The 14,011-nt window shown below is 60.0% G+C and carries 9 protein-coding genes; 3 read left to right on the forward strand and 6 right to left on the reverse strand.

Annotation, left to right across the window (positions count from 1 at the left end; all coding sequences use genetic code 11):
* The gene (locus HMPREF1261_RS00590) at window positions 1-3,924 is read left to right on the forward strand and encodes a Pls/PosA family non-ribosomal peptide synthetase (RefSeq protein WP_023029591.1); all 3,924 of its coding nucleotides are present in this window, start codon (window positions 1-3) and stop codon (window positions 3,922-3,924) included.
* A gap of 156 nt (window positions 3,925-4,080) precedes the next feature.
* The gene (locus tag HMPREF1261_RS00595; RefSeq protein ID WP_023029592.1) at window positions 4,081-4,872 is read left to right on the forward strand and encodes an Abi family protein; all 792 of its coding nucleotides are present in this window, start codon (window positions 4,081-4,083) and stop codon (window positions 4,870-4,872) included.
* A 103-nt stretch (window positions 4,873-4,975) separates the two neighbouring features.
* Here the strand turns inward: HMPREF1261_RS00595 and HMPREF1261_RS00600 are convergent, their stop codons facing one another.
* The 6 genes from HMPREF1261_RS00600 to HMPREF1261_RS00620 form a co-directional block, all read right to left on the reverse strand.
* A complete protein-coding gene (locus HMPREF1261_RS00600) occupies window positions 4,976-6,124 on the reverse strand; it encodes an alpha/beta hydrolase (RefSeq protein WP_023029593.1) in 1,149 nt (382 codons plus the stop codon).
* A gap of 252 nt (window positions 6,125-6,376) precedes the next feature.
* Window positions 6,377-7,276, reverse strand: coding sequence for a polyphosphate kinase 2 (ppk2, locus tag HMPREF1261_RS00605; RefSeq protein WP_005279474.1), 900 nt, complete (start codon window positions 7,274-7,276; stop codon window positions 6,377-6,379).
* Between the two features lie 158 nt (window positions 7,277-7,434).
* Window positions 7,435-7,560, reverse strand: coding sequence for a hypothetical protein (locus HMPREF1261_RS13140; RefSeq protein WP_005279473.1), 126 nt, complete (start codon window positions 7,558-7,560; stop codon window positions 7,435-7,437).
* 24 nt (window positions 7,561-7,584) lie between these two features.
* The gene (locus HMPREF1261_RS00610; protein WP_005279472.1) at window positions 7,585-7,764 is read right to left on the reverse strand and encodes a hypothetical protein; all 180 of its coding nucleotides are present in this window, start codon (window positions 7,762-7,764) and stop codon (window positions 7,585-7,587) included.
* Between the two features lie 728 nt (window positions 7,765-8,492).
* On the reverse strand, window positions 8,493-10,136 hold the full coding sequence (gene groL / locus HMPREF1261_RS00615; RefSeq protein ID WP_005279471.1) for a chaperonin GroEL: 1,644 nt from the start codon (window positions 10,134-10,136) through the stop codon (window positions 8,493-8,495).
* A 267-nt stretch (window positions 10,137-10,403) separates the two neighbouring features.
* Window positions 10,404-12,419, reverse strand: a complete 2,016-nt coding sequence (locus HMPREF1261_RS00620; RefSeq protein WP_023029594.1) for an OPT family oligopeptide transporter — start codon at window positions 12,417-12,419, stop codon at window positions 10,404-10,406.
* Between the two features lie 179 nt (window positions 12,420-12,598).
* Between HMPREF1261_RS00620 and HMPREF1261_RS00625 the strand changes: the two genes are divergently transcribed.
* Entirely contained in the window at window positions 12,599-13,966 is a 1,368-nt protein-coding gene (locus HMPREF1261_RS00625; protein ID WP_034657953.1) for a dipeptidase, read from the forward strand.
* Window positions 13,967-14,011 lie beyond the last annotated feature (45 nt).

Here is a 14,011-nt window from a genome sequence, read left to right on the forward strand (position 1 = left end):
ATGGACGAGCCCGAAGAATGTAGTAGTCCCAATTCAGAGTTTCCCAATGTCCCGCAGCAGTACCTCCTGCGCGATCTAGCTCCGCGCCCGCGCACGCTGTGGGACATCATTACCACCACGGCTGAGATTCACCCGGAAGCGGCCGCGCTTGACGATGGCGAAATCATCACCTACGCCGAACTCGTCCACGAGGTCCAACTGTGGGCCACGGAGCTGCACGTCAATGGCGTGCGCCGGGGCGATCGCATCGGCATCCGGATGACGTCTGGCAAGCGGGATCTTTACCTCGCCATCTTGTCCACCCTGGCCGCCGGCGCGGCCTACGTGCCGGTGGACGCGGACGATCCGGATGAGCGCGCGGAGATGGTCTTCGGCGAGGCCGACATCGACGGCCTCTTTAGCGATGACGGCTTCCGCTTCCTGCGCGAACACCCGCGCCACGCGGCAGAGGGCGTCGAGACCCCGCGGCCAGAAGATACCGCGTGGATCATCTTTACCTCCGGATCCACGGGCAAGCCGAAGGGCGTGGCCGTAAGCCACCGCTCGGCGGCCGCCTTCGTGGACGCGGAGGCCAGCCTCTTCCTCATCGATCATCCCCACGGCCCGCTAGGTCCAGAAGACCGCGTGCTAGCCGGGCTTTCCGTTGCCTTTGACGCATCCTGCGAGGAGATGTGGCTCGCCTGGGGCCACGGCGGCTGCCTGGTTCCGGCACCGCGTTCCTTGGTGCGGTCCGGCATGGACCTCGGACCGTGGCTGATTCGCCGCGATATCACCGTCGTCTCCACGGTCCCTACCCTGGCGGGCCTGTGGCCTGCGGAGGCGCTGGATAATATCCGCCTGCTCATCGTCGGCGGCGAGGCCTGCTCCCAAGAATTGGTGGACCGCCTGGCCACCGAAGACCGTGAGATGTGGAATACCTACGGCCCCACGGAGGCCACGGTCGTCGCCTGCGCGCAACGGATGATCCCGGGGCACGCGGTATCAATCGGGCTGCCGCTGAATGGGTGGGATTTGGTGGTCATCGATAAGCAGGGCCAGCCCGTTGGCTTGGGCGAGACCGGCGAATTGGTCATCGGTGGCGTGGGCCTGGCCAGCTACCTGGACCCGCAGAAGGATGCGGAGAAATACGCGCCGCTGGAATCCATGGGCTGGCAGCGCGCTTACCGCACCGGTGACCACGTGCGCCTGGAAGAAGACGGCCTGTACTTTGTGGGCCGCGTGGATGACCAGGTAAAGATTGGCGGACGCCGCATTGAGCTGGGTGAGGTCGACGCAAATGTCGCCGCGCTGGATAACGTCTACAACTCCGCCGTGGCCGTGCAAAAGACCCCCGGCGGTGAATCCGTGCTGGTGGGGTACGTCTCGCTGGAAGATGAGGCGCGCGGTTTTAACCACGGCGTGGCCCACGAACGCCTGGCGGAAACCATGCCTGCGGCGCTGGTCCCGCGCATCTGCGTGATGGATAAGCTGCCGGTGCGCACCTCCGGCAAGGTGGATAAGAAGGCGCTGCCGTGGCCGCTGCCCGGCGTCGGCGTGGAATCGACCACGCTGACAGAGACCGAGAAGTGGCTGGCCGAGCTCTGGGTCGAGACCCTCGGTGTATCCGTGGAGGATGAGAACGCCGATTTCTTCGACCTTGGCGGCACCTCCCTGGCCGCGGCGACGCTGGTGGGCCACATCCGCGATCGCTACCCCACCGTGGCCGTGCGCGATCTCTATGATCACCCACGTCTTGGTTCGCTGGCAGAACTTATCGCCGGCGCCGAACCGCGCCCCGCGGCGGAGCAACAGAAACCGCTGCGCGAGGTCACCCCCGTGGGCGCTAAGACCCGCATGGCCCAAACGCTACTGCAGATCCCCGCCATGACGCTGGCGGCGACCACCTGGCTGGCCTGGCTCATGCTGGGCTCGACCGTGGCCTCCGCCTTGGGCGTTAATTGGGCACAGTCCTTCCCGTGGTGGCTGGTCATCGCGCTGGTGCTCATCTTTGCCACGCCGCTGGGGCGCATCCCCATCGGTGGCTTTGGCGCGCGCCTGATTACCGCCGGCATCACGCCCGGCGATTACCCGCGCGGCGGTTCGATCCACCTGCGCATTTGGGCCGCGGAGCGGTGGGCCGATGCCTCGGGATCGCGCTCCATTGCGGGCGCCACCTGGGTCAATAACTACGCCCGCGCCCTAGGCGTGAAGATGAAGCGCGGCGTGGATCTACACTCGCTGCCACCGGTGACGGGCCTGCTCACCCTAGGCAAGCACGCCGCGGTGGAACTGGAGGTCGATCTCACCGGCTACTGGCTGGACGGCGACGTCCTCCACGTCGGCGCCATCGACATCAAGGAAGGCGCCCGCGTAGGCGCGCGCTCCACCCTGCTCCCTGGCACCGTGGTGGGCAAGTACGCCCACGTGGAGGCGGGTTCCACCGTCACCGGCCGCAAGAAGATCAAGGACGGCCAGCGCTGGTCCGGCTCGCCCGCCAAGAAGGTGGGCCGCTCCAAGCACCGCTTCCCCTCCAAGCCGCCAAAGCGCCACCCCTGGTGGGTGGCCATTTACGGTGCGACCTCTCTCTTCCTGGCCGCGCAGCCGCTCATCGCGCTGCTTATCGGCGCCATCGTGGATTTAGCACTGGTGCATTCCACCTCCGGCAACCGCTTCATCGGCGCGGTGCTTTTCGCTCCCCTTGCGGCGCTTGCGGCCTTTGCCACCTACATGCTGCAGACCTGGCTGGGCGTGCGCATCCTGTCCATCGGCATCTCACCCGGCGTGAACCCGGTGCGCTCTGCCGCCGGTTGGCGCCTGTGGGCCATCGAGCGCCTCATGGATGAGGCCCGCACGCAGCTCTTCCCGCTCTACGCCTCGCAGCTGACCCCGCGGTGGCTGCGCGCTTTGGGCGCGCGCATTGGCAAGGACGTGGAGATTTCCACCGCCGTGATGATCCCCGTGCTCACGGACGTCAAAGACGGCGCCTTCCTTGCCGATGACACCATGATCGGCGGCTACGAGCTCGGCGGTGGCTGGATTCACTCCGGCGAGGCCAAGGTGGGCAAGCGTTCCTTCGTGGGCAACTCCAGCATCACGGCACCCGGGCGCAAGCTTTCCAAGAACTCGCTGGTCGCGGTGCTGTCCTCCACCCCGAAGAAGACCAAGTCCGGCGCCAACTGGTGGGGCTCCCCGCCAGAGCGCATGCGGCGTGTTGCCGCGCAGGTCGATGCCCCCGCCGAGTCCGCCGAGGCCCTGACCTATAACCCGGGTTTTAAGCTCAAGGCCGCCCGCGGCATCGTGGAGACCATGCGCCTGCTCGCGCCGATGTTCTCGGCCATGCTGCTCGCCGCCACCCTGGGGACGCTGTATTACCTGCTTGCCGATGTCGGCTTCCCCACCACCTGGGCCCTTTCCGGCCTCGTGCTCATGGCGATGGGCGCTATCGCCATGGCTGTGACCATCGCCGTGAAGTGGATCTGCGTGGGCACCCACAGCGCGGCCGACCACCCGCTGTGGAGCGCCTTCGTCTGGCTCAACGAGTTGCAAGACACCTTCGTAGAGGTCGTCGCCGCCCCGTGGTTCTTCCAGCACACCTACGGCACAGGAGAGATCAACCTGGGTCTGCGGGGGCTGGGCGTGGACATTGGCAAGGGCGCCTGGATCGATTCCTACTGGTTCCCAGAAACCGATCTCTGCCACGTCGGCGCCGGTGCTTCCGTGGGGCCTGGCACCGTGGTGCAGACCCACCTATTCCAGGACCGCGTGATGAGCCTGGATACCGTCACCATCGAGGCCGGCTCCACGCTCGCCTCCCACTCGGTGGCGCTACCCGCCTCGCTCATTGGTAAGTCCAGCACCGTCGGCCCCGGCTCGCTGGTCATGCGCGGCGACCGCGTCCCCGCCAACGCCATCTGGCAGGGCAACCCCATTGAGCCGTGGGGATAGCCCACGCCTGGATCCGGAGTTATGTAAGCAAAAGACCCCTCCTCAGCCAAGCCGCTGAACGGTTGACCACCACGAGGAGGGGAATACTATACCGAGTATAATCGGACGTGCCGCCTCAATCAAAAATATTTTTAAAGAGCCTTTAAGTTGGTAGCCATGAGTAGTAAAAGGATTAAAAAAGAGTGGTTATCAGAAAACAGGTTGGAGCCCTACCTTACAAAAACTGGTGGATCCACAGATAAGGCTTTTGAGCTCTACGAACTCGATCGCCACCTTAGTGCTTCCCTTTTTCATGAGATAGCCTTCATCGAAGTAGCATTACGTAACTCAGTTTCTGGATATCTCAGCTCCGAATACGGAGATGATTGGTATTGCAAGCTCGAGATGGGGTTCGATAAACGGGTTCGAGACAATATCACAGAAGCATGGAATAGCCTGCCAACAGACTTCACCAAGAATACCGAACGAAGCAAAAGGCTGGGAGGACGGGTCATTGCTGCTTCCATGTTTAGAACTTGGACAAATATCCTCGATACAGGAGGCTCCACGGGCTTACCAGCCCCTTTCAACAATGCTGATCATGACAGAATCTGGTCCCGCCAAGCCTTAATTTCTGTCTTTCCAGGTGCGAATTCAGTAGCTCGGAAGAAAGATCCTGAATTTTCCACTCACGGTCTGACCCGTAAGTGGGTTCATTCCAAAATCCTCGAGATAAAGAAAATTAGAAATAGGGTTGCGCATCACGAGTCTGTAGTCCTTCGCGGCATCCCTGTCACGGGCACAGATACTCGATTACGGCCTAGAGAATGCCACGAGGCCTGCCAAGATGTAGCAGCGATGTTGGACCGTGATTTAGCCTCTTACCTCACGGAAAACCTGCCCACAACAGCAATTCTCACCGAGTTGGGCACCTTCTACGCAAGTCTAAATAATTCAAACAAATCATAAATGACCCACCTTCCCTAGGCCGCTAAAGCCTAAGTACCAACCCAACGACAGGGAAAGCAGGTCATTGTGTGCCGGGCCTATTAAACCCGAGACACGCTATCTTCTACACGTGGCGGTCCAGCCAATCCACAACGGTATCGAGGGCCTGATCAGCGGCGGGCTCGTTAAATACCTCGTGCTTCTGGCCCTCCCAGTTGATGTATTCCACATCTTCAGAGGAAATGGAGTTGTACCAGTCCTGGGAGAAGTACGGCGGAACAATGCCGTCCTTGGTGCCGTGCATGATAAGCGTCGGCGCGGTGAACAAGTCCGCATTGACGGCATCATAGGTTGCAATAGCACCCAGCTGCAGCGCGGTACCGGCGCTGGTCTTCTGCGCGATAAGCGGGCTGGTAGCGTACTCGTCCTTCACGGCCTGGCTGGTGGAAATGCCCTCCGTGAACGGGTTAGACAACATGACCTTCTTAGAAAGCTCCGGCGACTGCGCACCAATGTGGGTGCGGTGCGGGATTAGGTTCTGCGCGTAGTTGGCGTTAAAGCTGGTGATATCCGCCAGCGGCAGGCGCTCGAACAGGGTGGGGTCGAGCTGCTTTTGCACCTCAGAAATTTCTTCTGGGGTGACGGTCTGGCCGGTTGCCTTCTTACCGGACAGGTTCAATGGTGCACCGCCACCATTGGTGATGATGCCATCGACCTTGCCAGGTTCACGGATACCGTACGCCTGCACGGTCAGCGAGCCCATGGAGTGACCCAACAGGAAGGTCTTTACATCGGGGTGCTCGCCCTTGGCCATATCGACGACGCGGTCGAAGTCATTGAGGATGTACTGGAAGTTATCAATGTGCCCCAGCGGCGTGCTGCCAGATGCAGATTTACCGTGTCCACGGTGGTCCAGGCGGTAGACGTTGTATCCAGCATCCAGCAGGCGCTTGGCCACGTAGTCATAGCGCCCAGAGTGTTCAGAGACGCCATGGGCCAATACGACATTGCCACGCGGGTTTTCTACCAGCTGCTTGCGGTAGTAGATCTTCACGCCTTCGCCATCGTGGCTATCAAAGTAGCCGTCTTCATCGGCAATCTGCTTATCAGACACCGTCGAACGGCCAAGCACGTCGGTCTTATCGGCCGCTGCCTCCGCGGCTGCTTCGCTGCCACCGGCAAATGCGGTGGCAGTGAGCGTTCCCGATACTGCAATCGGTGCCATGGATACAGCGGTCGCGGTAGCCAAGACACACAGTTTCTTCCTTATCATGTACATACTCCTTAGATGTGGGTTATGCCACGCATACGGGCAAGATGACTCTTAGGTCACCCTAATAGTAGTTTCCCCGGGAACGTAACTCAAGAAGTTTTTATTTATGGCTGCTGATTCCCTAATAAATATCCGCATGAGTCACGCCCTCGCCACAGCTACGGTTCAGCCGTGAAGGCCATAGACACAGCAAAGCGGGAAGACCGATTATCACGATCTTCCCACTACAAAAGGCGCTAAGACTTAAAGCTACTAATCACCAATCTGGTCGCGCCCACGCTTAACAATGTTCGTGTCCGGCTCCCCCACCAATTCATGGTCCTTGTTGGTGTACTCGAATTTCGAGAGCACATAGCGCATCGCATTGACACGAGCGCGCTTCTTGTCATTGGACTTGATGGTAATCCACGGCGATTCTTCCGTATCCGTATAGCGGAACTGCTCTTCCTTCGCGCGCGTGTAGTCATCCCACTTATCCAGGGAAGCCAGGTCCATCGGCGAGAGCTTCCACTGGCGCACCGGATCAATCTGGCGGATGGCAAAGCGCGTGCGCTGTTCCTTCCTAGTAACCGAGAACCACAGTTTGGTTAACGAGATACCCGATCCCAAGAGCATGTTTTCCAACATGGGTACCTCGCGCAGGAACTCCGCATGCTGGGACTCGGTGCAAAAGCCCATAACCCGTTCCACACCGGAGCGGTTGTACCAGGAGCGGTCAAAAAAGACGATCTCTCCCGCAGCAGGGAAATGCTCGATATAGCGCTGGAAGTACCACGACGTGGATTCGCGCGGTGAAGGCTTCTCCAAAGCCACGGTGCGCGCACCACGCGGGTTCAGGTGCTCATTAAAGCGCTTGATGGTACCGCCCTTGCCAGCAGCATCGCGGCCCTCAAATAGGATGATATGGCGCTGGCCGGTTTCCTTGGTCCAGTTCTGCCACTTCAAAAGCTCAATCTGCAGCGAGCGCTTAATAGTGTCGTATTCATCACGCGTCATGCGCTCGTCATAAGGATAATTCTCACGCCACGTCTCCACGGGAGAACCATCCGGCATGATCAGCGACGGATCGTCTTCATCCGCTCCATCGACGACAAAGCCGTCCGTCTTTGCAAGGTCAATCTCAGGGAGTTCGTCGTCTTTAATATCAGCCATGCACTTAGTGTAACCCGTTCGATGGCTTCTAGCGCGCCAAAAGGCAACGCCGCCCCTGCATACAGGTATATAAAACAGAAAACGAAAAATGACCTGCCCCAAACGGGACAGGTCATTCTACTTCAGGAGCTTTATAAGCTCACTTTAGAAGGCTGTTCTTACTGGAACATGCCGAGCAGCTTGGAAGCAGCGTCAGCGATGTTCAAGAACGGTTCGAACGCCTTGTAGATAGCCTCACCGAAGGTGTAGAGGTTAGAAGCAAAGGAAGAAAGTTGCTCTTGCATTGTGTCTCCTTAAAAAGAATTAAATTAGAATTCGTATACGTTCTGGTGGCTGGAACCAGCGAAGAGCGGGAAGTTGGAGCTTACCGCACCGAAGCTCTCCTTACCAGTGGTGACGAGGGAGTGAACAGCCTCGACAATGTTGTGCCACTGGGTCCAAGTGGTAACGAAGTTGTCCAGGTGCATCTGGATGGTGGAGAGATCCATAATTGAACTCCTAAAGTATGTCCGAAGCTTTCTGCCCCGGAGGGGTTTGCAGTTTGCAGACACCCTCAGTGGGCGTCACAAGAGATATTTTGGCACAACTTCGATTGAAAGCAAGTCCACTTCGCGGAAAATTTTCGCCTTTTTCGACTTGCACTGAAATGGTCCTGTTTTTTATATAGATACGCGATGGAATTTATGACGTCCAGACAAGGCTGTGAGCTGCGGTTTTAGTATTCCCGCACCGCGATTTAGTTAATTTCGGGTGAACACTGTAACACCCGAGGGTGCAAATACCGATATACATAACTCTCTAATGTCTGTAGACGCAGCCAAAATTTTCTTGCGCCTATCGCCCGCTCCAGTACCCACATCGGGGGGTATTGTGACGTATGTGGCTGATGTTATCAGGTAAGGGGACACTTATTTAGCCTCAGTCACCTAGTTTTCGGCGCTCCATGAAGAAGCTGTCATGACTCAAGAAAGATGCCAATGACTAGCATTTTCGTCGTTTATGCCGCGATTCAACGAAATTTCATCGTTGCAGTAACACGACAAGCGCACAGAATGCCTTAGACACGCCGAAGCGCCCCACCATTGTGCGGTATATGCACATTGAAGGGGCGCATTGACACTTACCGTGCCTCCGCTAAGGCCTTGACACGTATACCTCTTATATCGCCTGAGAGGCGTATATAAGGGCTATACGGCAGGCTTTCTAGGCTCTTAGCCTAGAAACCCATGCCGCCCATAGCGTCAGCGTCAGGCATAGCGTTGTTGGAGCCGGCAGGCTCTGGCTTATCAGCCACAACGGCCTCGGTGGTCAGGAACAGTGCTGCAATGGATGCAGCGTTCTGCAGTGCGGAGCGGGTGACCTTAACCGGGTCATTGATGCCGGATTCCATGAGGTTGACGTACTCACCGGTGGCGGCGTTGAGGCCCTCGCCGGCAGGCAGGCCGGAGACCTTGTCGGCCACCACGCCAGGCTCGAGGCCAGCGTTGTGAGCGATCTGCTTGAGCGGTGCAGACAGTGCCTCGCGGACGATCTTTACACCGGTTGCCTCATCGCCTTCGGCCTCGATGGAGTCAAGAACGGAAGCGGCCTGCAGCAGGGCAACGCCACCGCCGGCAACGATGCCTTCTTCCACGGCTGCCTTGGCGTTACGCACGGCATCCTCGATGCGGTGCTTGCGCTCCTTGAGCTCAACCTCGGTGGCGGCACCGACCTTGAGCACGGCCACGCCGCCGGAGAGCTTAGCCAGGCGCTCCTGCAGCTTCTCGCGGTCGTAGTCGGAATCGGAGTTCTCGATCTCGGCGCGGATCTGCTTGATGCGGCCATCGATCTGCTCCTGGGTGCCAGCACCCTGGACGATGGTGGTCTCATCCTTGGTGACAACGACCTTGCGTGCCTGGCCCAGGTACTCGAGCTCGGCGGTCTCGAGGGAGAGGCCAACTTCTTCGGAGATGACCTGGCCGCCGGTCAGGATGGCCATGTCCTGCAGGGTGGCCTTGCGGCGGTCACCGAAGCCCGGAGCCTTCACGGCAACGGACTTGAAGGTGCCGCGGATCTTGTTAACCACGAGGGTGGACAGGGCTTCGCCCTCAACGTCCTCGGCGATGATCAGCAGCGGCTTGCCGGACTGCATGACCTTCTCCAGCAGCGGGACGAGGTCCTTGATATTGGAGATCTTGGAGGACACCAGCAGGATGTAGGGATCCTCAAGGACTGCCTCCTGGCGCTCCATATCGGTAGCGAAGTAGCCGGAAATGTAGCCCTTATCAAAGCGCATGCCCTCGGTAACCTCGAGGTCAACGCCGAAGGTGTTGGACTCTTCCACGGTGATAACGGAATCCTTGTTTACGGAACCGTTGCCCACGGTGTACATTGCCTCAGCGATCTTCTCACCAATTGCTGGATCCGCAGCGGAAATACCAGCGGTGGTAGCGATCTGCTCCTGGGTTTCTACTTCCTTTGCGGAAGACAGCAGGGAGTCCACAACCTTCTTGGTAGCGGTCTCGATGCCGCGCTTGATGCCCATGGGGTTGGAACCAGCAGCTACGTTGCGCAGACCCTCACGCACGAGTGCCTGTGCCAGAACGGTTGCGGTGGTGGTGCCGTCACCGGCGACGTCATCGGTCTTCTTGGCAACTTCCTTGACCAGCTCGGCGCCGATCTTCTCGTAAGCATCCTCGAGCTCGATTTCGCGAGCGATGGAAACGCCGTCATTGGTAATGGTCGGCGCGCCCCAAGACTTTTCTAGGACGACGTTGCGGCCCTTAGGGCCGAGGGTGACCTTGACTGCGTCAGCCAGAGTATTCAGGCCGCGCTCAAGGCCGCGGCGGGCCTCTTCATCAAAAGCGATAATCTTTGCCATAGTGTTTGTGCTCCTTGGATTTATTGAGGACGACACTCACGTCTTTCTCGCTGCGGACGCCCGCGACGGCATGGCTGGTGAGTGTGAACCAACCTCAACCACAACGATGGAGATTTATCTAGCACTCATTCTGTGCGAGTGCTAACGACTATTCTGGCACTCTCCTACCCCGACTGCAAGGTGCAACGCGCTTGCCTCTAGCGATCTGGCGCCTCCCGCAGAGGCGCCAGATGTAGACGTACATATGCGTATATATAAGGAAGCGTCCTACTGCGCGGCCGCCGCAGCCTTGTCCTGGTTGTCGGTCTGCTCAGGGGCTTGCACCTTGCGCGCGGTCCAGCGGTAGATGAAGCTGAGCGCCACGATAAATAGCACGATGCCGAGCACCGTCGCGGAGGTACCGCCGGAAAAGACCTCCAGCGGGCTATCCCCGCCGGAGCCGGCGATGATGGCGGCATTGACCACACCGAAGAGAGACTCGCCCACGATGAGGCCGGTGGCCAACAGCGTGCCCATGCGCTTGGCAAACTCCGGGCGGGATTGGCGTGCGGCCCACTTATTATAAAAGGTACCCAGGATGGCGCCGATGGGAATGACGATGGTCAGTGCTGCGGGCAAGTACATGCCCATGCCGACGGCAAGCGGAGACAGCGAGCCCTTGGAAGTGAACTTGTGCAGGCACTCGTCCACGATGATGAGAACGGCACCGATGCCCATGCCGGTAAAGATGAGGCTCCAGTTCAGCGAATTTTCAAAAATGCCGGAGGCCACCGAGGACATCAGGGCGGCCTGCGGGGCAGCAAGGGCATCCTCGCCGGCGCCTTCCATACCCTGGAAACCGAATCCGGTGAGCATGAGCTGCAGGATGGGCGGGATCACCAGGGAGCCGAAGACCACGCCAATGATCAGCGCCACCTGCTGCTTCCACGGGGTAGCACCCACCAATTGACCGGTCTTCAGATCCTGCAGGTTGTCATTGGAAATGGTCGCAATGCCAAAGACAATGGCGGCGGTAAAGAGCGTATAGGCCACCAGCGAGAGCGGCTCCGCGCTGGTGCCTCGGGTAACCGCCGCGATAACCAGCGATGCGGTGAGCACGGCAATGACACCGATGGAAGAAATGGGTGAATTAGACGCACCAATCAAACCGGCCATGTAGCCACAGACGGAGGCAATGATCAGGCCGACAAGCAGGGTAAAGAGCACGGAGACGGTAATGAGCACCACCATGTGATCATGGATATCGGTTCCCTGCACGAAGTCCCACAGCAAGAGCGCGATGGGAACCATCAGCACCACGATGGTGGTGACCACATAGGGGAAGGGAATATCGCGCTCGGTCACATCGACTGCGCCACCGGATTTGCGGGTGCGCGACGAGGCCAAGGACTGGCGGATGCCCACGGTAATCGGCCCGGCTATCTTGATAAGGGTCCAGATGGCAGCAATGGCCATGGTGCCCACGCCGATGAAGCGGATGTCATCGGCGAAGGTGGTATCGACGACATCGGCAAGCGCGGCAGCAGGGCCCACATCGCCGGAGGTGCGGATGGGCAGCAGGACGAAGTAGGAAATGACCACGCCGACCAGCATCGCAATGCCCACCGGCAGGCCCACCAGGTGGCCCACGCCAATGAGCGCGGTGGACAGGCTCGCGCCCAGCGTGGTGGCGCCGGAGCCGAGCTTGAAATAGGTAGACACCTCGGCGGCCGCGGCCTTCATCGAGGTCAATAACGCCATCGCGGCGGAGACCAGGCCACCGACGACGATGACGCGCAGGCCCTTGGCATTCTCCCCGTGGCTGGAGTCGTCGCCGTTCTCATCGCCAACGCGGAGGACCTCCGCGGCGGCAACACCTTCCGGATAAGGGAGATCGGAACCGGTGACCAGCGCGCGGCGCAGCGGGATGGAATACATCACGCCCAGCACACCGCCGATGATGCACACGCCTGCGGTTTTGAAGAATCCAAAGCCTTGCCAATAGCCCACCATGACCAGGCCGGGCAGGACGAAGATGATGGCGGACAACGTGCCTGCGGCCGAGGCAATGGTCTGCACAATGTTGTTTTCTTTGATGTTGTGCCCGGCAAACCGGCGCAACACCGCCATGGAAATCACGGCGGCGGGAATAGAGGTGGCAAACGTCAGGCCCACCTTCAGGCCCAGGTAGACGTTAGCGGCGGTAAAAATGAGGGTAATCAGGCCGCCGATGATGACCCCGCGCAGGGTCAACTCGGGCAGGCTGGCCTGCGAACCGGCGGCGGGAGCTTGCGTAGACGCCATGCCAGGTCCTTTCTAGTATTGCTTCACTGTTTTTAATCTCAACCATCTTCGCGTCGGCCACCGGAAGGTACCTGGCGGGAAGATGGGGAAAATTCTAGGCCACCGCCGCCCCGTGTACCTATTCCGTTTAATTTATGGCTTACTTTATGGCCCGCGCACGGCAGGGTACCGTGGAGTGCATGACAAATATCATTGACAGCGTACGCAGTGACCGCGACACCATCTTCCGCCAGCTCAGCGAGCTCGTGGGATTCAATTCCGTCCACAATGAGCCGGGCTTGGAAGACCAAGCCAAGGGCGCAAGCCAGTGGGTAAAGACCGCGCTGGAAGAGGCCGGGGCAACGGTAGAAACCATCACCACCGCGGATGGTTCCACCGCCATTTTGGGCGAGCGCAAGGGCGAGGAAGGCGCCAAGACCGTCCTTTTGTACTCGCACTACGACGTGGTCCCCGCCGGTGACCGCGCGGCGTGGGAGGCTGATCCCTTCACCCTGACCGAGCGCGCCGATGCCGAGGGCACCACCCGCTGGTACGGCCGCGGCGCGGCGGACTGCAAGGGCAATGTGGCCATGCACCTGGCGGCCTTGCGCGCCCTCGAGGCCAATGGCGGCACCAAGGTGAACCTCAAGTACCTCATCGAGGGCTCCGAGGAACGCGGCGGCGAGGGACTGTCCCAACTCATCAAGGACCGCCCGGAGCTTTTCGCTGCCGATGCCATCCTGATCGCGGATGCCGGCAATGCCGCGGTGGGCCAGCCCACCTTGACCACCTCCCTGCGCGGCGGCGCGCAGATTGAGGTCGAGGTCAATACCCTGGCCGCGCCCGTGCACTCCGGCCAATTCGGCGGCGCGGCCCCGGATGCGGTGAAGGCGCTGATGCGCACGCTGGATTCGCTCACGGATGAGTACGGCCGCACCACCATCGATGGCGTGGATACGAGCGCCCACTGGCAGGGCCAGGAATACCCGGCCGAGGCCTTCCGCGGCGATGCGCAGCTGCTCGAGGGCACCGAGATCATGGGCTCCAAGGATCCGGAGGGCGCTACCCCGGTGGCGGATATGGTGTGGTCCCGCCCGGCCATTTCCGTAACCGGCTTTACCTCTACCCCGGTGGCTGAGGCCGTCAACGCCGTTCCCGCTACCGCGGCGGCCAAGCTGAATCTGCGCGTTCCGGCCGGCACCGATGCCCGTGCCATCGGTGAGGCCGTCTGCGAGCACGTGAAGAACCACGCCCCTTGGGGCGCACACGTCAAGGCAGAGGTCGTGGAGGCCAATGCCGGTTTCTCCACCGACCCGGAAAAGCCCGCCGTCGCACTATTGGGACAGTGCCTATCCGAGGCCTACGGCAAGGACACCGCGGCACAGGGCATGGGCGGTTCCATCCCGCTAACCACCGAGCTGCAGGAGGCACACCCCAACGCGGAAATCGCTCTCTACGGCGTGGAAGAGCCCAAGTGCACCATCCACTCCGCCAATGAGTCCGTCGATCCCACCGAGATCGAGCACGTCGCCGCCGCGGAGGCTCTTTTCTTGCAGCGCTACGCTTAAAAAGCGCGCAACGGCGGCATATAATACTGTGCACGAAAAGTAATC

The organism is Corynebacterium sp. KPL1818 (assembly GCF_000478135.1).
Lineage (GTDB): Bacteria > Actinomycetota > Actinomycetes > Mycobacteriales > Mycobacteriaceae > Corynebacterium > Corynebacterium accolens.

Coding starts and splice junctions, on each gene's coding strand:
- HMPREF1261_RS00590 (WP_023029591.1), top strand. CDS start 1: ATGGACGAGCCCGAAGAATGTAGTAGTCCCAATTCAGAGTTTCCCAAT.
- HMPREF1261_RS00595 (WP_023029592.1), top strand. CDS start 4,081: ATGAGTAGTAAAAGGATTAAAAAAGAGTGGTTATCAGAAAACAGGTTG.
- HMPREF1261_RS00600 (WP_023029593.1), bottom strand. CDS start 6,124: ATGATAAGGAAGAAACTGTGTGTCTTGGCTACCGCGACCGCTGTATCC.
- ppk2 (WP_005279474.1), bottom strand. CDS start 7,276: ATGGCTGATATTAAAGACGACGAACTCCCTGAGATTGACCTTGCAAAG.
- HMPREF1261_RS13140 (WP_005279473.1), bottom strand. CDS start 7,560: ATGCAAGAGCAACTTTCTTCCTTTGCTTCTAACCTCTACACCTTCGGT.
- HMPREF1261_RS00610 (WP_005279472.1), bottom strand. CDS start 7,764: ATGGATCTCTCCACCATCCAGATGCACCTGGACAACTTCGTTACCACT.
- groL (WP_005279471.1), bottom strand. CDS start 10,136: ATGGCAAAGATTATCGCTTTTGATGAAGAGGCCCGCCGCGGCCTTGAG.
- HMPREF1261_RS00620 (WP_023029594.1), bottom strand. CDS start 12,419: ATGGCGTCTACGCAAGCTCCCGCCGCCGGTTCGCAGGCCAGCCTGCCC.
- HMPREF1261_RS00625 (WP_034657953.1), top strand. CDS start 12,599: ATGACAAATATCATTGACAGCGTACGCAGTGACCGCGACACCATCTTC.